Annotated in this window: 25 protein-coding genes; 10 read left to right on the top strand and 15 right to left on the bottom strand. The window is 72.3% G+C overall.

The window, feature by feature from the left end; genetic code table 11:
- Positions 1-16: 16 nt before the first annotated feature.
- Entirely contained in the window at positions 17-733 is a 717-nt protein-coding gene (locus LQK89_RS04490; RefSeq protein WP_229666750.1) for a ferritin-like fold-containing protein, read from the bottom strand.
- A gap of 108 nt (positions 734-841) precedes the next feature.
- Here LQK89_RS04490 and LQK89_RS04485 point away from each other — a divergent pair, with 108 nt between their 5' ends.
- On the top strand, positions 842-2323 hold the full coding sequence (locus tag LQK89_RS04485) for a DEAD/DEAH box helicase (RefSeq protein WP_058741485.1): 1482 nt from the start codon (positions 842-844) through the stop codon (positions 2321-2323).
- Positions 2324-2420: 97 nt separating this feature from the next.
- Here the strand turns inward: LQK89_RS04485 and LQK89_RS04480 are convergent, their stop codons facing one another.
- Entirely contained in the window at positions 2421-3293 is an 873-nt protein-coding gene (locus tag LQK89_RS04480) for a PHP domain-containing protein (RefSeq protein ID WP_058741484.1), read from the bottom strand.
- 102 nt (positions 3294-3395) lie between these two features.
- Here LQK89_RS04480 and LQK89_RS04475 point away from each other — a divergent pair, with 102 nt between their 5' ends.
- Together LQK89_RS04475 and LQK89_RS04470 are read left to right on the top strand one after the other, a co-directional pair.
- Positions 3396-4880 (top strand): aminopeptidase P family protein, encoded by a 1485-nt coding sequence (locus tag LQK89_RS04475; protein WP_058741515.1) that lies wholly within the window; start codon positions 3396-3398, stop codon positions 4878-4880.
- 9 nt (positions 4881-4889) lie between these two features.
- A complete protein-coding gene (locus LQK89_RS04470) occupies positions 4890-5405 on the top strand; it encodes a GNAT family N-acetyltransferase (RefSeq protein WP_231050322.1) in 516 nt (171 codons plus the stop codon).
- A 21-nt stretch (positions 5406-5426) separates the two neighbouring features.
- Here LQK89_RS04470 and LQK89_RS04465 read toward each other — a convergent pair whose 3' ends face one another.
- Positions 5427-6344, bottom strand: coding sequence for a general stress protein (locus LQK89_RS04465; protein WP_175326668.1), 918 nt, complete (start codon positions 6342-6344; stop codon positions 5427-5429).
- Between the two features lie 169 nt (positions 6345-6513).
- On the opposite strand from LQK89_RS04465, the gene LQK89_RS04460 reads away from it, so the two are divergent.
- From LQK89_RS04460 to LQK89_RS04445, 4 genes are all read left to right on the top strand, one after another.
- Positions 6514-7833: a magnesium transporter MgtE N-terminal domain-containing protein gene (locus tag LQK89_RS04460; protein WP_058741482.1), complete on the top strand. Its 1320-nt coding sequence runs from the start codon at positions 6514-6516 to the stop codon at positions 7831-7833.
- 34 nt (positions 7834-7867) lie between these two features.
- The gene (locus tag LQK89_RS04455; protein ID WP_141863260.1) at positions 7868-8365 is read left to right on the top strand and encodes a DUF1003 domain-containing protein; all 498 of its coding nucleotides are present in this window, start codon (positions 7868-7870) and stop codon (positions 8363-8365) included.
- Positions 8358-9518, top strand: a complete 1161-nt coding sequence (locus tag LQK89_RS04450; RefSeq protein ID WP_231050321.1) for a P-loop NTPase — start codon at positions 8358-8360, stop codon at positions 9516-9518. The genes LQK89_RS04455 and LQK89_RS04450 overlap by 8 nt, the downstream gene beginning before the upstream one ends.
- 72 nt (positions 9519-9590) lie before the next feature.
- Complete coding sequence (locus LQK89_RS04445; protein ID WP_231050320.1) at positions 9591-10442, top strand: class I SAM-dependent methyltransferase; 852 nt, start codon at positions 9591-9593, stop codon at positions 10440-10442.
- A 221-nt stretch (positions 10443-10663) separates the two neighbouring features.
- On the opposite strand, the gene LQK89_RS04440 is transcribed toward LQK89_RS04445, so the two are convergent.
- Positions 10664-11044: a twin-arginine translocase TatA/TatE family subunit gene (locus LQK89_RS04440; protein WP_058741480.1), complete on the bottom strand. Its 381-nt coding sequence runs from the start codon at positions 11042-11044 to the stop codon at positions 10664-10666.
- A 65-nt stretch (positions 11045-11109) separates the two neighbouring features.
- Between LQK89_RS04440 and LQK89_RS04435 the strand changes: the two genes are divergently transcribed.
- On the top strand, positions 11110-11742 hold the full coding sequence (locus LQK89_RS04435) for an O-methyltransferase (protein WP_058741479.1): 633 nt from the start codon (positions 11110-11112) through the stop codon (positions 11740-11742).
- Here the strand turns inward: LQK89_RS04435 and LQK89_RS04430 are convergent.
- Together LQK89_RS04430 and LQK89_RS04425 are read right to left on the bottom strand one after the other, a co-directional pair.
- Positions 11739-12482, bottom strand: coding sequence for an AAA family ATPase (locus LQK89_RS04430; protein ID WP_175326663.1), 744 nt, complete (start codon positions 12480-12482; stop codon positions 11739-11741). The two genes, LQK89_RS04435 and LQK89_RS04430, sit on opposite strands and share 4 nt — an antisense overlap.
- A gap of 120 nt (positions 12483-12602) precedes the next feature.
- The gene (locus LQK89_RS04425; protein WP_017887054.1) at positions 12603-12773 is read right to left on the bottom strand and encodes a DUF3117 domain-containing protein; all 171 of its coding nucleotides are present in this window, start codon (positions 12771-12773) and stop codon (positions 12603-12605) included.
- Between the two features lie 145 nt (positions 12774-12918).
- Here LQK89_RS04425 and LQK89_RS04420 point away from each other — a divergent pair, with 145 nt between their 5' ends.
- Positions 12919-14061 (top strand): AI-2E family transporter, encoded by a 1143-nt coding sequence (locus LQK89_RS04420; RefSeq protein ID WP_217508198.1) that lies wholly within the window; start codon positions 12919-12921, stop codon positions 14059-14061.
- Here the strand turns inward: LQK89_RS04420 and LQK89_RS04415 are convergent.
- A complete protein-coding gene (locus LQK89_RS04415) occupies positions 14040-15290 on the bottom strand; it encodes a hypothetical protein (protein WP_231050319.1) in 1251 nt (416 codons plus the stop codon). The two genes, LQK89_RS04420 and LQK89_RS04415, sit on opposite strands and share 22 nt — an antisense overlap.
- Positions 15275-16357 carry a succinyl-diaminopimelate desuccinylase gene (dapE, locus tag LQK89_RS04410; protein WP_174778700.1) on the bottom strand — a complete coding sequence of 361 codons (1083 nt, stop codon included), beginning with the start codon at positions 16355-16357 and terminating at the stop codon, positions 15275-15277. Before dapE ends, LQK89_RS04415 begins: the two co-directional genes overlap by 16 nt.
- Positions 16358-16486: 129 nt before the next feature.
- Here dapE and dapD point away from each other — a divergent pair, with 129 nt between their 5' ends.
- Positions 16487-17455 carry a 2,3,4,5-tetrahydropyridine-2,6-dicarboxylate N-succinyltransferase gene (gene dapD, locus LQK89_RS04405; RefSeq protein WP_058741475.1) on the top strand — a complete coding sequence of 323 codons (969 nt, stop codon included), beginning with the start codon at positions 16487-16489 and terminating at the stop codon, positions 17453-17455.
- Between the two features lie 118 nt (positions 17456-17573).
- Here the strand turns inward: dapD and LQK89_RS04400 are convergent, their stop codons facing one another.
- From LQK89_RS04400 to typA, 7 genes are all read right to left on the bottom strand, one after another.
- Positions 17574-18872 (bottom strand): citrate synthase, encoded by a 1299-nt coding sequence (locus LQK89_RS04400; RefSeq protein WP_083519881.1) that lies wholly within the window; start codon positions 18870-18872, stop codon positions 17574-17576.
- A 226-nt stretch (positions 18873-19098) separates the two neighbouring features.
- Complete coding sequence (gene dapC, locus LQK89_RS04395) at positions 19099-20217, bottom strand: succinyldiaminopimelate transaminase (protein WP_231050318.1); 1119 nt, start codon at positions 20215-20217, stop codon at positions 19099-19101.
- A gap of 14 nt (positions 20218-20231) precedes the next feature.
- Positions 20232-20549: a ferredoxin gene (fdxA, locus tag LQK89_RS04390; RefSeq protein ID WP_231050317.1), complete on the bottom strand. Its 318-nt coding sequence runs from the start codon at positions 20547-20549 to the stop codon at positions 20232-20234.
- Between the two features lie 37 nt (positions 20550-20586).
- Positions 20587-21810, bottom strand: coding sequence for a PIG-L family deacetylase (locus LQK89_RS04385; protein WP_231050316.1), 1224 nt, complete (start codon positions 21808-21810; stop codon positions 20587-20589).
- Between the two features lie 19 nt (positions 21811-21829).
- On the bottom strand, positions 21830-22369 hold the full coding sequence (locus LQK89_RS04380; protein ID WP_114848962.1) for a hypothetical protein: 540 nt from the start codon (positions 22367-22369) through the stop codon (positions 21830-21832).
- A 94-nt stretch (positions 22370-22463) separates the two neighbouring features.
- Entirely contained in the window at positions 22464-23657 is a 1194-nt protein-coding gene (locus LQK89_RS04375; RefSeq protein ID WP_231050315.1) for an amidohydrolase, read from the bottom strand.
- Positions 23658-23751: 94 nt separating this feature from the next.
- A complete protein-coding gene (gene typA, locus LQK89_RS04370; RefSeq protein WP_058741470.1) occupies positions 23752-25674 on the bottom strand; it encodes a translational GTPase TypA in 1923 nt (640 codons plus the stop codon).
- Positions 25675-25711 lie beyond the last annotated feature (37 nt).

Genomic DNA, 25711 nt, shown 5'->3' with positions numbered 1-25711 from the left:
AGCCGGCAGCGCCCGACTAGGCCGTCAGCCCGAGCGCGTCCATCCGACGCGTGTGCGCCGCGATGAGCTCGGTCCACACCGGCTCGAGCCGGGCCTGGTCCTGCCGGGCGTGCGACGCGAGCGCGGACCGTGCCACGAGCAGCGTGTCCCCGACCAGGCGACGACCCCACATCGCGAGCCGCGAGCCGACACGGGGGTCCTGCTCGATGTGCGCCGCGAGCTCGTCGACGACCGCGCGCTCCTCGCGCCCGTCGTACACGGAGCGCAGGCGCTGCCGCACGTCCAGGGGCAGGGAGCGGAGCAGGCTGCTGAACAGGTCGTTGAGGATGCCCGCGGTCACGTACCCGGTGAGCATCGACTCGTACCAGTCCGCGCCGCTCGTGCGGAGCAGGAACCGGTCGATCGCGGCGCGGTGCGGCTCCATCAGCGCAGCCGGGTCGCCGCCGGACCGCTCGATCTCGGCGACGAGGGTACGGTGCCGGTCGAGGGCGGCCGTGGCGAGCACGCCGGTCACCAGGCGGCCGGACATCGTCGGTGCAGCGGCACCGGCACGGCCCATCGTCTCGTACAGCGAGAGCTGCAGGTAGGCGGCCTGCCCGAGGAAGACGTCGAGCTCGGGGCTGACGTCGTCGAGCTGCAGCCGTTCGACGGGCGAGGCGCCCCGCGGGTTGCGCGACGCGAGCCACGCGGCGGCGAGCTGCGCAGCGCGCTTCCGGTTCCACCACGACACCACGGACACAGCATACGGGCCGGTCAGTCGTGCTCCGGACGCCCGTGGACCGGGGCGGGCCGACCTCGCCGGTAGACTGACCGGGACTCCCACCAGGACCAAGGTGATCCATTGACTTTCGCAGACCTCTCCATCGAGCAGGACATCGTCGACGCGCTCGCGACGAAGGGCATCAGCGAGCCCTTCCCGATCCAGCAGCAGACGATCCCGCTCGCCCTCACCGGCCAGGACATCATCGGCCAGGCCAAGACCGGTACCGGCAAGACCTTCGGCTTCGGCCTCCCCCTCATCCAGCGCCTCGGGGCCGACCCCGAGCCCGGCGTCAAGGCGCTCGTCGTCGTGCCCACGCGTGAACTCGCGGTGCAGGTGACCGAGGACCTCGAGCTCGCCACCTCGAACCGCCCGACCACGATCGTCTCGATCTACGGCGGCAAGGCGTACGAGGGCCAGATCGAGCAGCTCAAGGCCGGTGCCCAGATCGTCGTCGGCACCCCGGGTCGCCTGATCGACCTGCAGCGCCAGCGCCTGCTCGACCTCTCCCACGTGCAGGAGGTCGTCCTCGACGAGGCCGACCGCATGCTCGACCTCGGCTTCCTGTCCGACATCGAGCGGATCTTCCAGGCCGTCCCCGCCGTGCGTCACACGATGCTGTTCTCGGCGACCATGCCCGCGCCGATCGTCGCGCTCGCCCGCCGCTTCATGTCCCGCCCGGTGCACATCCGCGCGACGGACCCGGACGAGGGCCTGACGCAGGCGAACATCAAGCACGTCATCTACCGCGCGCACTCGCTCGACAAGGACGAGGTCATCGCCCGCATCCTGCAGGCCGAGGGTCGCGGCAAGACCGTCATCTTCACGCGCACGAAGCGCGCCGCCGCGAAGCTCGTCGAGGAGCTGAAGGACCGCGGCTTCAACGCCGCCGCCGTGCACGGTGACCTCAACCAGGAGCAGCGCGAGCGCGCGATGGCCGCCTTCAAGGCCGGCAAGCGCGACGTGCTCATCGCGACGGACGTCGCCGCCCGCGGCATCGACGTCGACGACGTCACGCACGTCATCAACCACACGATCCCGGACGACCCGGACACGTACCTGCACCGCGCCGGGCGCACCGGCCGTGCCGGCAAGACCGGCATCGCGGTCACGTTCGTCGACTGGGACGACCTGCACAAGTGGACGCTCATCGACAAGGCGCTCGAGTTCGGCATCCCCGAGCCCGTCGAGACCTACTCGTCGTCCCCGCACCTGTTCACCGACCTGGACATCCCGGCCGGCACGAAGGGTCGCCTCCCCGGGGCGTCCTCGCACGCCGCCGCTGCCGGTTCCGGCGAGCAGCGCCGCTCCGACAAGCCCGCCGGTGAGCGCAGCGGCTCGCGTTCGCGGTCCCGCACCCGGACTGGAGGCACGCAGCAGTCCGCCCCGCGCGCCACGTCCTCGGATGCGCCGGCCCCGACCACCGAGGCGTCGCAGCCCGCCGGCGAGGGCAGCTCGACCGACGGCGCCGCGAAGCGTCGTCGCCGTCGCCGTCGCCGCAGTGGCGGCGCCGGGTCCGAGGCGACCGCCTCGGCACCGCAGGCAGCCGGCGAGGGCGAGTAGCGCCTCCCGTCCGCAAGGCCCCGTCGCTGACGCGACGGGGCCTTCGTCGTCTCCGCCCACCTGCCGCCCCTCGGCCCTGGGCGGCAGGCGGGCGGCGTCAGGCCAGGCGGGAACCCGGGCCGTGCACCGGCGCACTGCCGGTCGCCTGGGACACGATCGCGTCGAACGCGACGCGGGCCGTGCGGTGCTCGCCGAGGCGGTTCGGCTTGCCGGTGCCGTGGTAGTCGCTCGACCCGGTGACGAACAGGTCGTGGCGGGCTGCCCAGTCGAGCAGGGTGCGCTTGCCGTGGGACTGGTTCTCGCGGTGGTCGACCTCGAGGCCGCCGAGCCCGGCGTCGACGAGCTCGCGGAGCATCGGCTCGTCGATGACGATCCCGCGGGAGGACGCCGCCGGGTGCGCGATGACGGGCACACCGCCCGCGGCGCGGATGAGCGCGACCCCGTGCAGCGGTGACGGTGCGTCGTGCGGTTCGTAGTACCCGGACGCCGGGTGCAGGATGCCGCGGAAGGCCGCGCTCCGGTCGGACTCGAGCCCGGCGGCGACGAGCGCGTCCGCGATGTGCGGGCGGCCGATCGTGGCGCCGTCGGTGGACTGCGCGATCACGTCGTCCCAGGTGATCGGGTGGTCCTGGCCGATCCGGTCGACCATGCGGCGGGCGCGGGCGAACCGTCCCTCGCGGATGCGGGTCGTCTCCGCGACGAGTCCGGGATCGGTCGGGTCGACGAGGTACCCGAGCACGTGGACGCTGCGGTACCCGACCCGGGTGCTCAGCTCGAGCCCGGGCAGCAGGGTCATCGGCAGCGCGGCGACGGCGGCGATCGCCTCGTCCCAGCCGGCCGTGGTGTCGTGGTCCGTCAGGGCGACGCCGTCGAGCCCGGCCGCGGCGGCTGCGGCGACGAGCTCCGCGGGCCGCTCGGTGCCGTCGGACACGCTCGAGTGGGCGTGCAGGTCGATGAACGGATCGGGCACCCGTTCATCGTACCGACACGTGAACGGCCGTTCAGGCCGCGGACCCAGGTCGTCGGCGGACCGGGTCGGTGCGGCCGCGGGGTCGGTGCGATGATGGGACGCATGGCCGACACGACTCCCCGCGCGACGAGCAACCGTTCCACGACCCCCGGGTCCTCGACGTTCAAGGACCACATCGCGTCGCAGTGGGCCGACCGCGAGCGCCCCCTGCCGGAGCCGCGCGAGCAGGCCGCGTTCGCCGCCGAACGTCGCGCCCGGATCTCCGAGCTGCACCCCGGCCGCACGATCGTGGTCCCGGCCGGCCAGGCGAAGGTCCGGTCGAACGACTGCGACTACCCCTTCCGCCCGCACTCGACCTTCGCGCACCTGACCGGCTGGGGCACCGACACCGTCGTCGGCTCCGTCCTCGTGCTGACGCCGAACGGCTCCGGGCACGACGCCACGCTGTACTTCCGCGCGACGGCCGGCCGCGACTCCGAGGAGTTCTACGCGAACCCGGAGATCGGCGAGTTCTGGGTCGGCCCGCGTCCGTCCCTCGACGAGGTCGCGGCGGACCTCGGCATCGCGACGGCCGACCTCGGCGCGTTCGACGCCGTCGCGCAGGACCTCGACGCCACGGTCCTCGTCGTGCGCGACGCGGACGACGAGCTCACCCGGTCGCTCGACGCCCGGCTCGGCACCGCGGTCGGCGGCGCCCCGGAGACCGACGCCGCCCCCGCCACCGACGACGTGCTGTCCCGCGACCTGTCCGAGCTCCGTCTCGTGAAGGACGCCTACGAGGTCCGGGAGCTCCGGAAGGCCGTGCAGGCGACGAAGTCCGGCTTCGACGACGTCATCGGTGACTTCGACGCCGTGCTCGAGCACCCCCGCGGCGAGCGCATCGTCGAGGGCACGTTCAACCGCCGCGCCCGCGCCGACGGCAACACGGTCGGCTACGACACGATCGCCGCGTCCGGGCACCACGCCTGCATCCTGCACTGGACGCGCAACGACGGCGCCGTGCAGCCGGGCGACCTCATCCTCATCGACGCCGGGGTCGAGGTCGACTCGTTCTACACGGCCGACATCACCCGCACCCTCCCGGTCTCCGGGACGTTCACCGACGTGCAGCGGATGGTCTACGAGGCCGTGCTCGAAGCCGCCGACGCCGCGTTCGCGATCGTCAAGCCGGGCATCACGTTCCGCGAGGTGCACGCCACGGCGATGGAGGTCATCGCGCGGAAGACCGCCGAGTGGGGCTTCCTGCCGGGCACCGCGGAGGAGTCGCTGCAGCCCGACAACCAGTTCCACCGCCGCTACATGGTGCACGGCACGAGCCACCACCTCGGCCTCGACGTGCACGACTGCGCGAAGGCCCGCCGCGAGATGTACCTGGACGGCACCGTCCAGGCCGGCATGGTGTTCACGATCGAGCCCGGCCTGTACTTCCAGCAGGACGACCTGACCGTCCCGGAGGAGTTCCGCGGCATCGGCGTCCGCATCGAGGACGACGTCCTGGTGACCGAGGACGGCGCCGAGAACCTGTCCGTCGGCATCCCCCGGACCCCCTCGGAAGTGGAGGGGTGGATCGCCCGCTCCGGCCGCTAGCCTGAGCGGGTGACCACGCCCCCGACCACGCCGTCGCAGACCACGCCGGCGCAGCAGACCGTCCCGACCACGGACCAGCTCGCGATCGACGTCGAGCACTTCGACTCCCCCGACGCCCAGCGCCTGCGGGCAGCGCAGCGTCTGGAGATCGACCGGGCGTACGGCGGCGACACCGAGCCGGGCGAGAAGCCGACGGCAGACTCGATCGCGGTGTTCTTCCTCGCGCGGGACGCCGACGGCACCCCGCTCGGCTGCGGCGGCCTGCGGATCGTGCAGGACGGCATCACCGAGATCAAGCGCATGTACGTGCGTCCGGAGTCCCGGGGCGCGGGCGTCTCGTCGGCGATCCTCCGCCGGCTCGAAGAGGCCGCGATCGACCTCGGGTCCCCGGCGCTCGTGCTCGAGACCGGCGACGAGCAGAAGCGCGCGATCGGGTTCTACGAGCGCGAGGGCTTCACCCGGATCGCGAACTTCGGTCCCTACGTCGGTGCCGCGCGGTCGATCTGCTACTCGAAGGTCCTGTAGGACCGACGGCCGGGGAGCGGCTCAGGCCCGGTCGTCGCGCCGATCTGCGTCGCGCTGCTGAGCCTCGTCCTGCCCGGGAGCAGAACGCGGCGCGTCCGGCTGGGCCGGGACGGTCGGCGTCTGGCCGGACACCCGCTCGCCGTACTGCGGCGGCTCGTCCGGACGCGCGTTCGGCACCCGGGGGTCGACGGCCGGCGGACGCTGCTGCGCGGTCTCCGGCGTCTCGCCGTAGCGGGGACCGTCGTTCGTGCCGTAGCGCGGCGCATCCGTCTGCGGAGCGGGAGTCGACGCACCCGGCTGCTGCGCGCCTCCAGGCTGGTGCGGCGTGGCGTGGCCACCGTAGGGCGACCCCTGGGACGGACCCGGACGCCACGGCTGCTGGCCCTGGAAGGGCCGCGCCTGCGTGCCGGGCGCACCCGGCTGCGGAGCGTCGTTCCAGTGCGTCGACGGGGCCTGCCCGTGCTGGCCGAGGATCCGCTGCGCCTGACCGGTCAGCTGCGGGTCGACGACGATCTGGTAGTTCGTGGCGAGCACCTGGTGCACGCTCGTGAAGTCGCGCTGCCGCTTCGTGATCGCGAACGACACGATGCCGTAGAGCATGCCGAACGCCGCACCGATGATCGCGGCGGCGATGATCAGGCCACCGGCGCTCGGCGAGAACAGCGTCAGGACGATGCCGAAGAAGATGCCGAGCCAGAGACCGGACAGCGCACCGGCGACGGCGGCGCGGCCGTACGTCATCTTGCCGGTGACGCGTTCGACGGTCTTGAGGTCGTTGCCCACGATCGCGATCTTCGCGACCGGGAAGTCGGCCTCGGCGAGCTTGGCCACCACGCGCTGTGCGTCGGGGTAGCTGTCGTAGGTCCCGAGGACGTCGCCACGCGGGAGCGTGGGGAAGGCCTGGGCGGTGCGTCCGGCGAACGGGCTCTGGTTGCTCACCCAGCCATCATCCACCGGACACCTTGCGATCGCACGTACGCCTCCCGGGAGCTCCCCGGCCGCGAGCGCGCGACGGGGCACCGCTCGGGCGACCGGCACATCTGTACCCGCTCAGGCGCGGCCGATCCGCTGCCCGGTCCGCGGGGAGCCGAGCGACTACGCTGGACGGGTGAGCGCCACGAAGGTCTTCGTCGCCCGCCTCGCCGGGTGCTCCGTCTTCGACCCCGCGGGCGACCGCGTGGGCCGCGTCCGGGACGTCCTGGTCGTCTACCGTCGCGTCGACCCTCCCCATGTGGTCGGGCTCATCGTCGAGGTCCCCGGCAAGCGTCGGATCTTCGTGAGCATCGGCCGGATCACCTCGATCGGCGCCGGGCAGGTCATCACGACCGGGCTCGTCAACATGCGTCGCTTCGAGCAGCGCGGCGGCGAGGTCCGGGTGATCGCCGAGATGCTCGGCCGCAAGGTCCTCATCAAGAAGGAGCGCACCCGCGCCACGATCGAGGACGTCGCGATCGAGGACCGCGGGCAGGGTGACTGGGAGGTGTCCCAGCTCTTCCTCCGCAAGCCGAAGACCACGCCGTCGCCGTTCGGCAAGGGTCCGACCACGTTCGCCACCTGGAACGAGGTCACCGAGGACGAGCTCCCCGGCGAGGCCCAGTCCGCCGAGCACGTCATCGCCGCGTACTCCGACCTGCTGCCGGCCGACCTCGCGTCGACGCTGCTCGACCTGCCCGAGGAGCGGCGGTTCGAGGTGGCCGAGGAGCTGCCCGACGACCGACTGGCCGACGTGCTCGAGGAGATGCCCGACCAGGAGCGCATCGACATCCTGACCCGGCTCGAGGACGCCCGCGCCGCCGACGTCCTCGACCAGATGCAGCCCGACGACGCCGCCGACGTGCTGGCGCAGTTCCCCGACGACCGGAGCGAGGCCCTGCTGCAGCTCATGGAGCCGGAGGAGGCGCAGGACGTCCGCATGCTCCTGGAGTACGAGCCGGACACCGCCGGTGGCCTCATGACCACCGAGCCGGTGATCGTCTCCGCCGACGCGACCGTGGCCGAGGGCCTCGCGCTCATCCGTCGGCACGAGCTCGCCCCGGCCCTCGGCGCGAGCGTCTGCGTGACGCTCCCCCCGTACGAGCCGCCGACCGGCCGGTTCCTCGGGCTCGTGCACTTCCAGCGCATGCTCCGGTACCCGCCGAACGAGCGCCTCGGCACGCTCATCGACCAGCAGACCGAACCGGTGCGCGTCGACGCGAGCGCCGCCGAGGTCACGCGGGTGATGGCGACCTACAACCTCGTGTCCGTCCCCGTGGTCGACGACGCCCACCGTCTGGTCGGGGTGGTGACGATCGACGACGTCCTCGACCACGTCCTGCCGGACGACTGGCGAAGTCAGGGCGAGGGAGACTCCCCCTCGCGACTCCGCCAACGCCCGCGCAAGACGCCCGTGACCACGGGAAGGAGGACCACTCGTGGCCCGAACGGATGACTCCCGCCAGGAGCGCCTGGACTCGCCGAAGGGCATGCGCACGCGCGTGCTCCCGACCCGCCGCCGTGGCCGCGGCGACACCTTCGGTCGTGCGACCGAGGGCATCGCCCGCGCGATGGGCACGCCCTGGTTCCTCGTCGGCCTGACGCTGTTCTGTGCCGTCTGGATGATCTACAACTCGGTCGCCCCGGCGAACTGGCAGTTCGACTCGGCCTCGATCGGATTCACGGCCCTGACGCTCGTGCTGTCCCTGCAGGCGTCGTACGCGGCGCCGCTCATCCTGCTCGCGCAGAACCGGCAGGACGACCGCGACCGGGTGCAGTTCGAGCAGGACCGGCAGCGCGCCGAACGGAACCTGGCGGACACCGAGTACCTCGCTCGCGAGGTCGTCGCCCTCCGCCTGGCGATGCGGGAGATGGCGTCGAAGGACTTCATCCGCGCCGAGATCCGGTCTCTGCTCGAGGAGCTCGACCGACGGGACGCCGCAGAGGCCTTCGACGACGAGACGGGGAGCGCCCGGACCCGTGGCTGACCCCCAGCAGCCGGACGAGCGTCTGGGTGCAGCGGTCCTCGCTGCGCTCGGCCGCGTGCTCGACCCGGAGATCCGTCGGCCCGTCACGGAGCTCGACATGATCCGCGGGGTCGACGTGCAGCCGGAGGGCGCTGTGCGCGTCGACCTGCAGCTCACGATCGTGGGGTGCCCGGCCGCCGACACGATCGAACGCGACGTGCGCGCCGCCGCCGGTTCGGTGGACGGCGTGCGGCACGTCGACGTCGACGTCACCGTGATGAGTCCGGCGACCCGGGCCGCGCTCACCGAACGGCTCCGCGGCGACCGCCCGCGCGGCGTGCAGTTCACGCCGGACTCGCTGACCCGGGTGATCGCCGTGACGAGCGGCAAGGGCGGCGTCGGCAAGTCCACCGTGACCGTCAACCTCGCCGCGGCCCTCGCCGCCGCCGGGCAGCGGGTCGGGATCGTCGACGTCGACGTGCACGGGTTCAGCGTCCCCGGGCTGATGGGCCTGACGGACGCGAACGGCGTCGCGCCCCGGCCGACCCGAGTGGACAGCATGATCCTGCCGCCGGTCGCGCACGACGTGAAGGTCGTCTCGATCGGGATGTTCGTCGACGACGTCTCCACCGCGGTGTCGTGGCGCGGACCGATGCTGCACCGCACGGTCGCGCAGTTCCTGACCGACGTGTGGTTCGGCGACCTCGACGTGCTCCTGCTCGACCTGCCGCCGGGAACCGGGGACGTCGCGATCTCGGTCGGGCAGCTGCTCCCCCACGCCGAGGTGCTCGTCGTGACCACGCCGCAGGCGGCCGCGGCCGACGTCGCCGAGCGCAGCGGGGTGGTGGCGCGCCAGACCGGGCAGCGGGTGATCGGCGTCGTCGAGAACATGGCCGGGCTCGTCCAGCCGGACGGCAGCGTGCTGCACCTGTTCGGCGAGGGCGGGGGCGACGAGACCGCCGCACGGCTGTCGCGCGGCCAGGACGTCCCCGTGCCGGTGCTCGGTCGCGTGCCGCTGTCGGTGCCCCTCCGCGAGGGCGGCGACACCGGCCTGCCGGTCGTCCTGGGCGCCCCCGAGGACCCCGCGGCGGTCGCCCTGCGGGACATCGCGGCGACGATCGCGACGATGGGCCGCGGGCTGGCCGGCCGGAAGCTCGGGCTCTCGCTGTCCTGACCGACGGCGAGCGGCGAACCGCGGACGACCGAGCGGACGACGGCAGACGAACGGTTCGCTAGCGTGGCGGGCATGAGCAACACCGACCACGTCACCGTCGACTGGGACGCCGCCCGCGACACCAACCGCGCGAACTGGGACGACCGGGTGCCCATCCACGAGGGCGCCTACGACGTCGCCGCCCTCGACGACCCCGCGCACCGCTCCGACGTCGTGCGGGACGATCTGCCGGTGCTCGCCAGGTGGCTGCCGTCCGGCTCGCTCGACGGCCTGGACGTCTGCCACCTGCAGTGCCACATCGGCACCGACACCATCTCGCTCGCCCGAGAGGGCGCCCGCGTCACCGGCGTGGACTTCTCGGCCCCGGCACTCGCCTCCGGCGCTGCGCTCGCGGAGCGGCTCGGCCTCGACGTCACGTGGGTGGAGACCGACGTGCTCGACGCCCGCGCCGCCGTGGTCGGCGACTTCGACGTCGTCTACACGAGCATCGGGACGATCTGCTGGCTCGCCGACCTGGACCGCTGGGCTGCGCAGGTCGCAGCGCTCCTGCGGCCGGGCGGGGTGTTCTTCATCCGTGACGGGCACCCGGCGCTGTACGCGCTCGACGAGAGCGCCCCGGAGCTGGTGACACGGTACCGGTACTTCCCGGACGGCACGGCCCAGCAGTGGGAGGACACGGGCACCTACGCCGGCGAGGGCACCGTCGCGCACACCCGCACGTACGAGTGGCCGCACCCGCTGTCCGAGGTCGTGAACGCCCTGCTCGGCGCCGGGCTCCGCCTGCGGCTGCTCGACGAGGGACGCACGCTCCCCTGGCGCTTCAGCCCCCGCATGGTCGAGGACGGGCACGGCTCGTGGGTCTGGCCCGCCGAGGACCGCGACCGCCTGCCCACCACGTTCACGGTCGTCGCCACGAAGGACTGACCGCGTCGGAGACCGTTCCGCGCATCAGAGGCCGATCTGCGCGTCGGGGGCCGATCCGCGCGTGGGGTGCCGTTCCTTCCGCCCTCCAATGCGCGGATCGGCATCCCAGGACGGTTGCGATGGGCTCGAAGGACCGGCCGGGCGCGACCCACGGACGGACGGGAGGCACGGTGCCAGCCGGCACCGTGCCTCCCGTCCGTCACCGGGTCACGGAACGGGCGTCAGGTCGCCTCGGCGTCGAAGGGTGCCGCCTCGCCCGCGGCGAGCGGCACCACCGGTGCCGTCGCGCGCACCTTCGACGCGGTGACCTGCGCGGTCTCGACCGCAGCCATGCCGCTCGCGGTGCTGGACGGGGAGTCGAGGAGGGCGTCGCGGATGATGCGACGCGGGTCGTACTGCCGGGGGTCGAGCTTCTGCCAGTCGACGTCGTCGAACTCGGGGCCCATCTCCTCGCGCATGCGGTCCTTCGCGGTGTCCGCGAAGCGGCGTACCGCCTTGACGAACTCGGCGAGCTTCTGCGCGTACATCGGCAGGCGCTGCGGACCGAGGAGCAGCACCGCGATGATCCCGATGATCAGGATCTTGTTGAAGTCGATGGACACGCAAACGAGCGTAACCCGTCCCCACTGCGCCACACCCGTAGAGTTGTCCTCCGAACGGAGTGTGCGTGTCAGAGAAAGAGTCGAACTGGAAGTTCGCCGAGGACATCGTCTCGGAACCCGAGGTGATCGCCCGAGCGCGTGAGCACTCCCTGGAGCTCGGGGTCGAGGCGATCTCGCCCGCCATCGGCGCACAGATCGCCGTGGTCGCCGCCGCGTCGCGCGCCACGAGCATCATCGAGATCGGCACCGGGCTCGGGGTGTCCGGCCTCTGGCTGCTGAGCGGTGCGCCCGAGGCCACGCTCACGACGATCGACGTCGAGGTCGACCACCAGCAGTACGCCCGCGACGCCTACATCGCCGCCGGTACCGCCCCCGCCCGCGTCCGGCTCATCCCCGGTCGGGCGAACCAGGTCCTGCCCCGCATGAACGAGGCGTCGTACGACCTCGTGCTCGTGGACGCCGACCCGGAGCACGTCATCGAGTACGTCGAGCACGGCCTGCGGCTCGCCCGGGTCGGGGGCACGGTCCTCGTGCCGCACGCCCTGTGGCGCGGTCGGGTGGCGGACCCGGTGCGTCGGGACCGCGCGACCACGGACTTCCGACTGCTCCTGACCGAGGTGTCGACGTCCGGGGCCGTGCGGAGCGCGCTCTCGCCCGCCGGCGACGGCCTGCTGCAGATGACGAAGGTCAGCGCCTAGGGACCGTCCCGGCCGCCCGCGTCCAGGTGGCGCAGGTACCGCTCCGGCGCCGCGAGGAACGCCCGCTGGTCGCGGACCAGGTCGAGGTCCTGCCACGCCGTCCGGCGGATCCCCCATTGGCCGACCTCGTGGACGGCGGCGCCCGGGAACGCCGCGAGCACCGGCGAGTGGGTGGACAGGAGCACCTGCCCGCGACCGGTCTCGACGATGGACTGCAGCAGCCCGATGAGCGCGAGGCACCCGGAGAACGACAGCGCGGACTCCGGTTCGTCGAGGATCCACAGCCCGGGCCACTGCGACCGGTCGATCACGAAGTCGAGGAACGACTCCCCGTGGCTCCGCTCGTGGAACACCGGTTCCGGCCGACCACCGCCGTGCTGCTCGAGGTACGTGAACACCCCGTGCATGGTCTCCGCGCGCAGGAAGAACCCGCTCTTGGCCGCACCGGGCTCGCGCACGAGGACGAGGTGCTCCCACAGCTGCGACTCGCTCGGGCGGGTGCTGTGACCGGACATCGTCGAGCCGCCCTCCGGTCCCATCCCGAACGCGATCGCGATCGCCTCGACCAGGGTGGACTTGCCGACGCCGTTGTCGCCGACGAACACGGTCACCGGGTCCAGGTCGAACCCGTCGTCGAGCAGCTGCCGGACGGGCGCGAGCGTGGCGGGCCAGGCGTCGCGCGGGAGCGGGTCGGGCGCGTACTCCTCGACGCGGCGGATCGGCAGGCGGGTGCGGGGCACGGCACCATCCTGGCGGGCAGCACCGACAGGCGCAGGGGCGCACGGGCCCGGCCGGCCGCACGCGCAGGAGGCCCGGAGCGTACGCGCTCCGGGCCTCCTGTCGGTGGTGCTTCGACGGAACTACGCCGAGACGACCTCGGCGAGTGCGTCGTGGAGTTCCTTGGCCTCGGCGTCGTTGACCGAGACCACCAGGCGGCCTCCACCTTCGAGCGGAACCCGCACGATGATGAGTCGACCCTCCTTGACAGCCTCCATCGGCCCGTCACCGGTCCTCGGCTTCATCGCTGCCATCAGATGTCCCCTTTCGTGCAGAAGATGCTCGCCCATTATCCCGTACCGAGGGGGCAACTGCGAAACCGCCCAGGTTGGGGGTGTCGGAATGCGACGTTCTCGCGGCTCCGAGTGGTGACCTTGGGGAATGCCGAACATCCGCTCCATGCTCCGTCCACAGGCCGACCCGGTCGCCGAGGCGGTGCCCACGGGCATGCGCATCGCCGGAGCCTTCTCGTGGCGCTTCCTCGTCACGGTGGCAGCCCTGGCCGTCGTCGTCGCGCTGGTGGTCCTGCTGCAGGACATCGTGGTGCCGTTCCTGGTCGGGCTGCTCGTCTGCGCGCTGCTCGCCCCGTTCTCGGCGTTCCTGCAACGACACCGGTGGCCGAAGTGGCTCGCGGTGCTGACGGCCTGCATCTCGGTCGTGGTGGTGCTCGGGATCCTGGCGCTCGTCGTCACGGCGCAGGTCCGCTACGACCTGCCGACGCTCGAGCGACGCCTGACGAGCAACGTGCAGACCTTCCAGACCCTCCTCGCGTCCGAGCCGTTCGGCATCACCTCGGCGCAGGTCACGAAGTACCTGGCCGAGGCGACGAAGTTCCTGCAGACCCACGCCACGTCGATCCTGTCCGGCGCCGCCGAGGCGGGCAGCGGACTGGTGCACGCGCTCGAGGGGCTGTTCATCGTGGTCTTCACGACGATCTTCGTGCTGATCGACGGGCACCGGATCTGGTCGTGGGTCGTCCGGATCTTCCCGCGGCGCTCCCGCGGCCGCATCGACGCGGCCGGTCAGGCGGGGTGGAAGACCCTCACCAGCTTCATCCGCGTGCAGCTCATCGTCGCGGTGACCGACGCACTCGGCATCGTCATCGGCGCGCTCGCACTGGGGCTGCCGCTCGCCGTGCCCATCGGCGTCATCGTGTTCTTCGGGGCGTTCGTCCCGGTGGTCGGCGCGATCGTCGCCGGCATCGTCGCCGTGGTCATCGCGCTGGTCTTCAACGGACTGGTGCCGGCGCTCATCATGCTCGCCGTGGTGATCGTCGTGCAGCAGCTGGAGAGCCACGTCCTGCACCCGTTCCTGACCGGCAGTGCCGTCAAGGTGCACCCGCTCGGCGTCGTGCTCGGCGTCACCGCGGGCACCACCATCGCGGGCGTCGTCGGCGCCTTCTTCGCGGTGCCGTTCATCGCGACGGTGAACGCGATGGTGCACGCGGCGGCCGACTGGCGCCCGGGCGAGGACCCGTCCGCCACGGCCGCCGCCGAGGAGTCAGACGACCGCGAGGTCGATCACGGCGGCGTCCAGTCGTAGCCGTCGACCAACCAGCACGCGTCGAGCCACATCCACTGCAGCACGAGGCACGCGGCGACGAGGAGCACCCGGTAGACCGGTGACCGGGGCAGCGCCACGATGCCCAGGAGCGGCGCGATCGGCAGCAGGATGCGCCAGGTGCTCGACTGCGGGAAGAAGACCGCGAGCAGGTACACGACGTACGCCACCGCCCAGAGCCGCAGCTCGAGCCCGATCCGGCGAGCAGCGGGCTGGAACACGAAGACGGCGAACCCGACGACCGCGACGGCGAGCAGGATCCCGCCGGCCGGCTGCCGGAACCACCAGCCGAAGCCCTGCACCCACGGGGTGAACGGCACGAGCTCCTGCCAGCCGATGTACGACGACCGCCAGGCGAGCTCGGTGTCGGTGTACGCCTTCGGCACCCCGGTCACGGCCCAGGCGATCGCCGGCCACGCGAGCCCGACGAGACCGGACACCGCGCCGACCACGAGCGGCGGCAGGGCGGTGCGGACGGTCGGGCGGGCGGACTCGCGCACCCAGGCGGGACGGACGGCCCAGACGACCAGGAACAGCGCCACGAGCAACCCGAACGCGAGTCCGGTGGGGCGGGTCATGCCGAGCAGCAGGACCACGGGCAGCATCGTCCACCAGCGCCGGTCCACGAGCAGCAGCAGGGCGACGAGGAGCAGGAACATCCCCATCGACTCGGCGTACGCGACCTGGAACATCGCGGACACCGGCGCGACGCAGAACAGCACCGTGGCGAACGTCGCCCGGCCGTCGTCGAGGAACCGTCCGAGCAGCCGTCGGAACACGAGCGCGGCACCCCACCCGGAGACCAGCGACACCGCCACGGCGACGGCCTCGAACGACGCCCCGGTGAGGAGCATCAGCCCGCGGACCAGGAACGGGTACGCCGGCATGAACGCCCACGCGTTCTCGGTGACGTGCCCGGCGGCGTCCACCGGGAGCGTCGACGGGTAGCCGCCGGTGGCGATCACCCGGTACCAGGCGCCGTCCCAGATCGCGGCGAACGACAGGTACGAGGGGTGCTGGACCGTGAACGAGTTCGCGGCCTGCTGCCCCGCGTACGCCAGGAGCATCGCCCCGGTGACGATCCGCGCGACGACGTACACGACGGTGATCCGCACCCACCAGGGCACGGCACGGTACCGGGCGCGCCACCGCACCCCCGGCCGACGCCCCGCGACGACCGGCGCGGAGCCCGTCGTCACGCCGTCAGCCACCGCCGCAGACCGTCCTCGACCGCGGTGATCTGGTCGACGGGGACCTGCTCGTCGTCGTGGTGCGCGAAGACCGGCTCGCCGGGGCCGTAGTTCACGGCGGGGACGCCGAGCGCGGAGAACCGGGCGACGTCCGTCCAGCCGTACTTCGGGCGCGGGGCCGGCCCGCCGACCGCGGCGACGAAGTCCTGCGCGAGCGGGGCGTCGAGCCCGGGACGCGCGCCGGCGGCGAGGTCGACGATCTGCACGTCGTACCCGTCGAAGAGCTCGCGGATGTGGGCCACGGCCTCGTCCGCGCTGCGCGAGGGCGCGAAGCGGTAGTTCACGTGGACCATCGCCTCGTCCGGGATGACGTTGCCGGCGATGCCGCCGGAGATCCCGACGGCGTTCAGGCCCTCGCGGTAGTCGAGGCCGTCGACGGTCACCGTGCGCGGCTCGTAGGCGGCGAGGGTGGCCAGGATCGGCGCGGTCTTGTGGACGGCGTTGTCGCCGATCCAGCTGCGGGCGCTGTGCGAGCGCTTGCCGAACGTGCGGACCTCGGCCCGCAGGTTGCCGTTGCAGCCGCCCTCGATCTGCGCCCCGGAGGGCTCGCCGAGGATCGCGAAGTCGCCGGCGAGCAGCTCCGGCCGGGTGCGGGCGAGCCGACCGAGGCCGTTCAGCGAGTCGCTGACCTCCTCGTGGTCGTAGAACACCCAGGTGACGTCGACGTTCGGTGCGACGAGGTCGTACGCCAGCTTGAGCTGCACCCCGACGCCGGCCTTCATGTCCACGGTGCCGCGACCCCAGAGGATCTCGGTGCCGTCCTCCGTGGTCCGGAACTCGGTCGGCAGGTTGTGGTTCAGCGGCACGGTGTCGATGTGCCCGGCGATGACGACGCGGCGGTCCCGACCGAGGTCCGTCCGCGCCACGACGGCGTCGCCGTCGCGGACCACCTCGAGGTGGTCGAGGGGCGCGAGCGTCGCCTCGATCGCGTCGGCGAGGCGGCCCTCGTTCCCGGACACCGACTCGATGTCGCAGATCACGCGGGTGATGTCGATGGACGAGGCGGTGAGGTCGAGCAGCTCCGGCATGCGGTCAGCGTACCGGCCGCGTCCTGCGGTCGGCTGGTCCACGGCACCGGTCGGGAGGCACGGATCGCGTCCCCCACGACCGTCCCGCTGGACGGGTGGCCGGGCCCGGCGGGTCGGTAACCTGGTCGCGTGACCGACGCGCCCGCAGCCACCGACCGCCCCACGCACGCCTGGGGCCACGGCCTCGCCACGATCGCCGCCGACGGCACCACCCTCGACACCTGGTACCCGGAGACGCACCTGGGCGAGCTCCCCGCGGACGCCGCGTTCCCGGAGGACCTGCGCGCCCACGTCGGCGACGACCCGCGGCGTGACGTCCGGGTCGAGGCGGTGACGACGGCGATCGTGCTCGACGACGCCCCGGCGAGCACGCCCGACGCCTACCTGCGCCTGCACCTGCTCAGCCACCTGCACGTGCAGCCGAACACCATCAGCCTGGACGGTGTCTTCGGACACCTGCCGATCGTCGCGTGGACGAACGCCGGCCCGGTGCACCCCGATGCCCTCACCCGGCTCCGTCCGGTCCTGCAGCGCGCCGGGATCGCCGTGCACGCGGTCGACAAGTTCCCGCGCCTGCTCGACTACGTCGTCCCGGACCGCGTGCGCATCGGCGACGCGAACCGGGTCCGGCTCGGAGCGCACCTCGCGCCGGGCACCACCGTCATGCACGAGGGCTTCGTGAACTTCAACGCCGGCACCCTCGGCGACGCGATGATCGAGGGCCGCGTCTCGCAGGGCGTCGTCGTCGGGAACGGCACGGACATCGGTGGCGGCGCGTCGATCATGGGGACGCTGTCCGGCGGCGGGACGCACCGGGTGTCGCTCGGCGAGCGCGCCCTGCTCGGGGCGAACGCGGGGCTCGGGATCTCGCTCGGCGACGACTCCGTGGTCGAGGCTGGACTGTACGTCACGGCCGGCACGAAGGTCGTCCTGGTCGGGGCCGCCCCGGACCCGGACGGCACGCCCAGGACCGTGAAGGCCGCCGAGCTCTCGGGGGCGCCGAACGTGCTGTTCCGCCGGAACTCCGTCACGGGTGCCGTCGAGGCACTGCAGCGACGGGGCGAGGGCATCCAGCTCAACACCGCGCTGCACGCGTAGCCGGGGACCGGCCCAGCGCACGAGCCGACGGACGGGAGGCACGTGGCGGACCCGCCACGTGCCTCCCGTCCGTCGCATCCCGGCCACCTGCCCAGCGTGCGCGGGCAGGACGCACCGGTCAGCGCGTCGGCAGGTCCCGTTCCGGGTGCCCCACGTAGAGCTGCTGCGGGCGGCCGATCTTGTTGAGCGGGTCGTTGTTGAGCTCACGCCACTGGGCGATCCAGCCCGGCAGGCGACCGATCGCGAACAGGACCGTGAACATCCGCGGCGGGAAGCCCATCGCCCGGTAGATGATGCCGGTGTAGAAGTCGACGTTCGGGTAGAGCCGACGGCTGACGAAGTACTCGTCCTCGAGCGCGATCTGCTCGAGCTCCATCGCGATGTCGAGCAGGTCGTCCTGCACGCCGAGGGACTCGAGGACCTCGTGCGCGGACTCCTTGACGAGCTTCGCGCGCGGGTCGTAGTTCTTGTAGACGCGGTGTCCGAAGCCCATGAGCTTCACCCCGCGCTCCTTGTTCTTCACCCGCTCGACGAAGCGCGACACCGGCTCGCCGGAGTCCTTGATCTGCTGGAGCATCTCGAGCACGGCCTCGTTCGCACCGCCGTGCAGCGGGCCGTACAGGGCGTTGATGCCCGCCGAGATCGACGCGAACATGTTCGCCTTCGTCGAGCCGACCAGGCGCACGGTCGAGGTCGACGCGTTCTGCTCGTGGTCCTCGTGCAGGATGAGCAGCCGCTCGAGCGCCTTCGACAGCACCGGGTTCGGCACGTAGGTCTCGGCCATGGTGCCGAAGTTCAGCCGCAGGAAGTTGTCGACGAACGACAGCGAGTTGTCCGGGTACAGGAAGGCCTGCCCGATCGCCTTCTTGTGCGCGTAGGCGGCGATGACGGGGAGCTTGGCGAGCAGCCGGACGGTCTGCAGCTCGACCTTCTCCGGGTCGTCGACGCTCATGTCGTCCTCGTAGTACGTCGACAGGGCGCTCACCGCGCTGGACAGCACCGACATCGGGTGCGCCGAGTGCGGCAGGGCGTCGAACAGGCGACGGAGGTCCTCGTGCAGGAGCGTGTGGCGACGGATGCGGGCGTCGAACCCGGCGAGCTCGTCCGCGGTGGGGAGCTCGCCGTAGATCAGGAGCCAGGCGACCTCGAGGTAGGTGCAGCCCGACGCGACCTGGTCGATCGGGTACCCGCGGTAGCGCAGGATCCCTTCGTCGCCGTCGATGTAGGTGATGGCGCTCTTCGTGGCGCCGGTGTTCACGAAGCCGTAGTCGAGCGTGTTCAGCCCGGTCTGCTTCTTGAGCGTCGAGATGTCGATCGCCGACGCGCCGTCGACGCTCGGCAGGATCGGGAACTCCGCCGTGCCGCCCGGGAACGTGAGCGTCGCGGTCTCCGTGGACTCGGCGGCGGCGGGGCTCACGGGGACGGGCGTGGTGGGCGGTGTGGCCGTCTTCTGAGCGTCGTTGGCAGTGTCAGTCACGACCACAGCCTAATCGCGGGGACTGTCGGTCGTGCACCACGGGGGCCCTCGGAATTGGTGGGAACCGCGGATTGTGCACGGAGACGGACCCGCTCCGGCCGCGTCCCGTGGACGTTCCGGCCGCGTCGCCCGGGTGTCCGGACCGCGGCGCCCCGGCGCGGCTGGGTCAGGAACCGGCGAGTCGTCGGGCGCTCGCCAGACGCTGCGCCGCCGCCGCGATCCGGTCGTCGGTGGCGGTGAGCGCGACCCGCACGTGCTGGGCGCCCGCGGGGCCGTAGAACGTGCCGGGGGCGACGAGGATGCCGCGGTCCGCGAGCCACGACACGGTGTCGAGCGCGGGCTCGCCTCGGGTCGCCCAGAGGTACAGGCCCGCCTCGCTGTGGTCGATCCGGAAGCCCGCGTCCTCGAGTGCCCGTCGGAGCATGTTCCGCCGGGCGCGGTACCGGGTCTTCTGCTGCTGCACGTGGGTGTCGTCGGCCAGCGCCTCGACCATCGCCTGCTGCACGGGCAGCGGCGGCATCATGCCGGTGTGCTTCCGGACGGCGAGCACGTCGGCGAGGACCGCGGCGTCACCGGCGACGAACGCGGCGCGGTACCCGGCCAGGTTCGACTGCTTCGACAGCGAGTACACGCTGAGGACGCCGTCCACCGAGTCCCCGACCACGCGCGGGTCGAGGATCGACGGCGTGGGGGCGGTGTCGTACGGCGGTTCCCAGCCGAGCTCGGCGTAGCACTCGTCCCCGACGACGACGGCGCCGAGTTCGCGGGCGCGGGCGACGGCGGCTCGGAGCTGCTCCACCGACAGCACGCGGCCGTCCGGGTTGCCCGGGGAGTTCAGCCAGACGAGCCGGGTCGTGTCCGGCCAGGTCGCGGGGTCGTCCGCGGCGAGGGCATCGGCGCGCACGAGGGCCGCGCCGAGCTCGTAGGTCGGGTACGCGGCCTCGGGGAAGACGACGGTGTCGCCGGGTCCGATGCCGAGCCACAGCGCGAGCCCCGCGATGAACTCCTTCGAGCCGATCGTCGGCAGGACCTGGTCGGCCGTCAGGGTGATCCCCTGCCGGCGGCCGTACCAGTCGGCGATGGCCTCGCGCAGGGCCGGCGTGCCCGCGACCTGCGGGTAGGCGTGCGCGTCGGTGGCGTCGGCGAGGGCCCGTCGGACGACCTCGGGCGTGGGGTCGACGGGCGAGCCGACGCTGAGGTCGACGATGCCGCCCTCGGACGCCGCTGCGCGCTGCTTGAACGGGACGAGCTGGTCCCAGGGGAAGTCGGGGAGGTCGAGCGCCACGGGGGTGTCGCCGGTCAGCCGCGCGGGGGTTCGGCCAGGACGACCGGGTGGTCCTTGTGGATCACGCCGACCTTCGCGGCACCGCCGGGCGAGCCGATCTCCTCGAAGAACTCGACGTTCGCCTTGTAGTAGTCGGCCCACTCCTCGGGGAGGTCGTCCTCGTAGTAGATCGCCTCGACCGGGCAGACCGGCTCACACGCACCGCAGTCGACGCACTCGTCGGGGTGGATGTACAGCGACCGTTCACCCTCGTAGATGCAGTCGACCGGGCATTCGTCGATGCAGGCGCGGTCCTTGACGTCGACACAGGGCTGGGCGATCACGTAGGTCACGGTGCGGGTGCTCCCTTCGGACTGAGCGCTCTCGATCCTACTCGCGGGGCAGGGCCGACCCTGACCGCACACCGTCCCGCGCCTCGGCGGCGGCCCGGGCGGCCCGGAGTCCGGACAGGTCCGGCCAGGCGAGGGCGAGCAGCGTGATGACCGCGGGGGCGAACGTCCACACGTACCCGGCGGGGTTCGCGAGCACGAGCGGGGACGACTGTCCGCCGACCGACACGAGCACCTGGGTCGCGACGATCACCGCGACGCCGGCGGCTGCGACGAGGACCCGGGAGCGGAACAGCAGGCGGAGGCCGACGACGAGCCCGACGACGACGAGCGTCGTGATGACCATGCCGACCGGGACGCCGCCGATCGTCTGCTGGTGGGTGACGGTACCGAGCGCGCCGGCGAGCAGTCCGGCGACCACGGACACGACGACGGCCGCGGCCTTGCCCTGGCCGGACAGCTCCGCGAAGGTCTGCGGGGTCTCGGGCACCGGGTCGGCGTCGTGTCGGAAGGCCTCGACGTCGCGGGCGTGCTGCCGCTCCCCGTGCGGCATCAGCCACGACAGCGCCCGCGGGTCGTCGGTCGCGGCCGGGTCCACCGTCAGCTGGGAGCGGTACTGCTCGAGCGCCGCGCGGACCTTCGCCCGGACCGGCACGACGTCCACGGTCAGGTCGGGCTCCGTCGTCGCGGGGTCGACGATCATCGAGAACGGGACCTCCTCGGCACGGGCGGCGTACCGGGCGGCGTGGTGCACGCGCACGTGGTCCGGGTGGCCGTAGCCACCGTCGTCCGCGTAGCTGACCACCGCGTCCGCCCCGGTCGACCGGATCGCGGCCCGGACGTCGTCGACGACCTCGCCGAGGTCCGCCGCGGTGAGCGAGTCCGCCGGGGCGTCGTCGGCGGCGATCGCCCGCCCGTCGGGGCCCCACTGCATCCCGGAGTCGGTGTACCGCCGCGGCGCCAGATCGGTCGGGCGTGCGCCGGGTCCGCCGAGCCACAGGTGCGCCGGACCGCCGAGGGCGGCGAGCGCGGCGGCGATCTCGGTCTCGCGGTGCTCGGCGACGCGGGGGCCGTCCCCGGCGATCCCGGCGAGCTCCGGCACGAGCACCTCGCCCTGCTCTCCCCGCGTGGCGGTGAGCACGGTGACCTCGGCTCCGAGCTCGAGCAGCGTGGCGATGGTGCCGCCGGAGGCGAGGGTCTCGTCGTCGGGGTGGGCGTGCACGAACAGGACGCGCTCGGGGCGCGTGGCGGGGACCTTGGACATCAGGCCCAAGGCTACTTCGCTACCGCGGGGTGACGATGTACGTCGCGGTGACGCCGTCCCCACTCTTCGAGAACGTCAGCACCACGCGGTGCGCGTCGCTCCGGAACAGCCCGAACGCGCTCGAGGCGTCCGCCCGCTTCGCGGACTCGGTGTACCCGGCGTCCGCCAGGCGCTGGGCGGCCGCGGCGAAGTCGTCGACCGACCCCGCACGGACCTGCACCACCCAGCCGGAGCCGTTCGGCCCGGTGCCGCCGCCGAGGACCGTGCCGTCGACGAGCGGGACCTCGGCGGTCGGGAACCCGTCCGGGACCTTGCCGTCGGAGGTCACCCCCGTGCCCTTGAGGGCCGCGTCGAGGGCGCCGTCGATGCCGCCCGCGACCGAGGACATGCCGTCCTGGATCGCCTTGCCGTCGATGCCCTGGACGGTCTCGGAGACGTTCGAGGCCACCGAGGATCCGAGGGCGGTCGCCTGCTGGACGTCGGCGGCCGAGCAGCCGGTCAGACCGGCGAGGGTGATGCCCGCCGCCACGGCGGCGAGCAGGGTCCGGGTCGTACGCATGGGGTCACCCTAGGGCGACAGCCGGGAGGCGCGGCGTGCGTTCCCTGGGAACCCGCCTGCCCGCCACCGGGTCACGCCCGGCGGGTGGGGCGCGTCAGGACAGCCAGGCGCGGGTCGCGGCCGTCAGCGCGTCGACCCCGACCGGGATCGCGGTCTCGGCCTGCGGCGCGTAGAACGGCGAGTGGTTGCTCGGGACGTCGTCGCCGCGACGGAAGAGCTCCGGGTCGGTGATCCCGGTGAACCAGTACACGAGCGGCACGCCGGCCGCGGTGGCGAGCTGCCCGACGTCCTCGGACGCCATCGCGAGGCCGATCTCCAGGTCGCGGGCGTCCGGCACCGCGCCCTGCAGCGCCTCGAGCACGCGCCGAGCGGCCTCGGCGTCGTTCACGGTGACCTCGGCCCCCGGCGCCCGCTCGATGGTCGGGGCAGGGAGGCCGCCCGCGTCGCTCTCCGCACGCACGATGCGCTCGATCGACGCGATGATGCGCTCCCGGGTCTCCTCGTTGCGGGCCCGCGTCGAGATCTCGATGACGGCCTGGTCCGGGATGATGTTCGGCCGGGTGCCGGCGTGGAAGCTGCCGACGGTGACGACACCGGCGTCCGACGGCGAGACCTCGCGCGAGACGACCGTCTGCAGCCGCACGACGGCGCTCGCGGCGGTGACGATCGGGTCGAGCGAGGCCTGCGGCGCCGAGCCGTGCGCGCCACGGCCGTTGAACGTGACGGTCAGTCGGTCGCTCGACGCCATCACGGGACCGGAGCCGACCGCGACGACGCCGACCGGCGCCGGCGCGGAGTGCTGGCCGAGGACGACGTCGGGCTTCGGGAACCGCTCGACCAGGCCGTCCTCGAGCATCGCCCGGGCGCCGGAGATCACCTCTTCCGCCGGCTGGAACACGGCGACGACGGTGCCGGACCAGGCGTCACGGGTGTCGACGAGCTGCTCGAGCGTGCCGAGCAGCCACGTCACGTGGATGTCGTGCCCGCAGGCGTGCATCGTCGGGACCTCGGCGCCCTCGTCGTCGCGCCCGGTGTGGGTGCTCGCGTACGGCAGTCCGGTGCGCTCCTGGACGGGCAGGCCGTCCATGTCGGCGCGGAGCCAGACGACCGGGCCGTCCCCGTTCGACAGCACACCGACGACCCCCGTGCCGCCCACGCCCGTGGTGACGTCGATGCCGCCGAGCTCGGCGAGCCGGTCGGCGACGACGCCGGCCGTGCGGTGCTCCTGGAAGCCGAGCTCCGGGTGGGCGTGCAGGTCCTGGTACAGGGAGAGGAGGTCGAGGGTCACGCGCTCCACCGTATCCCCACGCGCCGACGGCCCGGCCACCTCGATGAGGTGACCGGGCCGTCGGACGGAGGCAGTGCCTCCAGGGTGGGCCCGCTTACGCGTCCTGGCGCTTCAGGCGGGCGTACGCGCGCTGGCGCGCCTGCGCGTCCAGCTCGACCTTGCGGATGCGGACGTGGTCGGGGGTGACCTCGACGCACTCGTCCTCGCGCGCGAACTCCAGGCACTCCTCGAGGGAGAGCTGGCGCGACGGCGTCATCGACTCGAAGGAGTCGGCGTTCGCCGAACGCATGTTCGTGAGCTTCTTCTCCTTCGTGATGTTCACGTCCATGTCGTCGGCGCGCGAGTTCTCGCCGATGACCATGCCCTCGTAGACCTCCTCCGTCGGGTTGACGAAGAACGTCATGCGCTCCTGCAGGTTCGTGATGGCGAACGGCGTGACGACACCGGCGCGGTCGGAGACGATCGAGCCGTTGATGCGGGTCTGGATCGGGCCGGCCCACTCGTCGTAGCCGTGCGAGATCGCGTTCGCGATGCCGGTGCCGCGGGTCTCGGTGAGGAACGACGTGCGGAAGCCGATGAGGCCGCGCGACGGCACGATGAACTCCATGCGGATCCAGCCGGTGCCGTGGTTCGTCATGTTCTCCATGCGACCCTTGCGCGCGGCCATGAGCTGCGTGATCGCGCCGAGGTGCTCCTCCGGCGTGTCGATCGTCATGTGCTCGTAGGGCTCGAGGAGCTTGCCGTTCTCGTCACGCTTCGTGACGACCTGCGGCTTGCCGACGGTGAGCTCGAAGCCCTCGCGGCGCATCTGCTCGACGAGGATGGCGAGCGCCAGCTCACCGCGGCCCTGGACCTCCCAGGTGTCCGGGCGGCCGATGTCCTGCACCTTGAGCGAGACGTTGCCGATGAGTTCGCGGTCCAGACGGTCCTTGACCATGCGGGCGGTGAGCTTGTGCCCCTTGACCTTGCCGACGAGCGGGCTCGTGTTCGTCCCGATGGTCATCGAGATGGCCGGGTCGTCGACCGTGATGGTCGGGAGCGGACGGACGTCCTCGGGGTCGGACAGCGTCTCACCGATGGTGATCGTGTCGAAGCCCGCGACGGCGACGATGTCACCGGGGCCGGCGGACTCGGCCGGGTAGCGGTCGAGCGCCTTCGTGATGAGGAGCTCCGTGATGCGGGCGTTCGCGACGGTGCCGTCGTGCTTGACCCACGCGACCGTCTGCCCCTTCTTCATCGTGCCGTGGAAGATGCGGAGCAGCGCGAGGCGGCCGAGGAACGGCGACGCGTCGAGGTTCGTGACGTGCGCCTGCAGGGGGTGCTCGTCGTCGTACTTCGGGGCCGGGACGTGCTGCAGGATCGCCTCGAACAGCGGCTCGAGGTCGTCGTTGTCGGGCAGCGAGCCGTCCTCGGGCTTGTTGCGGCTCGCGGCGCCCGCGCGCCCCGAGGCGTAGACCACCGGGACGTCGAGGATCGCGTCGAGGTCGAGGTCGTCGACCTCGTCCGCCAGGTCGGAGGCCAGGCCGAGGAGCAGGTCCTGCGACTCGGACACGACCTCGTCGATGCGGGAGTCCGGGCGGTCCGTCTTGTTGACGAGCAGGATCACCGGGAGCTTCGCGGCGAGCGCCTTGCGGAGCACGAAGCGGGTCTGGGGCAGCGGGCCCTCGGACGCGTCGACGAGCAGCACGACACCGTCGACCATGGAGAGGCCGCGCTCGACCTCACCACCGAAGTCGGCGTGGCCGGGGGTGTCGATCACGTTGATCGTGATGCGACCGCCCGGGTTGAACTCCTCGGCGTGCTTCCCGTTGTAGAGCACCGAGGTGTTCTTCGCGAGGATGGTGATGCCCTTCTCGCGCTCGAGGTCGTTCGAGTCCATCATGCGGTCTTCGCCCTCGAAGTGGGCGTCGAACGAATTGGTCTGCGTGAGCATCGCGTCGACGAGGGTGGTCTTGCCGTGGTCGACGTGTGCCACGATGGCGACGTTGCGCAGGTCGGACCGGGTGGCGAGCGCCATACAGGACATCCTTCAAGTGTTCGGAGAAGATCGGGCG

The sequence above is a fragment of the Curtobacterium sp. C1 genome (assembly GCF_021049325.1).
GTDB classification, from domain to species: Bacteria; Actinomycetota; Actinomycetes; order Actinomycetales; family Microbacteriaceae; genus Curtobacterium; species Curtobacterium citreum.
Note: the sequence above shows the minus strand (reverse complement) of the source record. Positions and strands in the feature narration are given on the sequence as shown.

Bases quoted from the DNA above. Each gene is read 5' to 3' on its own strand.
- LQK89_RS04475 (WP_058741515.1), top strand. From the start codon at position 3,396: ATGGCCGACACGACTCCCCGCGCGACGAGCAACCGTTCCACGACCCCC.
- LQK89_RS04455 (WP_141863260.1), top strand. From the start codon at position 7,868: ATGCGCACGCGCGTGCTCCCGACCCGCCGCCGTGGCCGCGGCGACACC.
- LQK89_RS04445 (WP_231050320.1), top strand. From the start codon at position 9,591: ATGAGCAACACCGACCACGTCACCGTCGACTGGGACGCCGCCCGCGAC.
- LQK89_RS04425 (WP_017887054.1), bottom strand. From the start codon at position 12,773: ATGGCAGCGATGAAGCCGAGGACCGGTGACGGGCCGATGGAGGCTGTC.
- LQK89_RS04420 (WP_217508198.1), top strand. From the start codon at position 12,919: ATGCTCCGTCCACAGGCCGACCCGGTCGCCGAGGCGGTGCCCACGGGC.
- dapE (WP_174778700.1), bottom strand. From the start codon at position 16,357: ATGCCGGAGCTGCTCGACCTCACCGCCTCGTCCATCGACATCACCCGC.
- LQK89_RS04385 (WP_231050316.1), bottom strand. From the start codon at position 21,810: ATGTCCAAGGTCCCCGCCACGCGCCCCGAGCGCGTCCTGTTCGTGCAC.
- LQK89_RS04380 (WP_114848962.1), bottom strand. From the start codon at position 22,369: ATGCGTACGACCCGGACCCTGCTCGCCGCCGTGGCGGCGGGCATCACC.
- typA (WP_058741470.1), bottom strand. From the start codon at position 25,674: ATGGCGCTCGCCACCCGGTCCGACCTGCGCAACGTCGCCATCGTGGCA.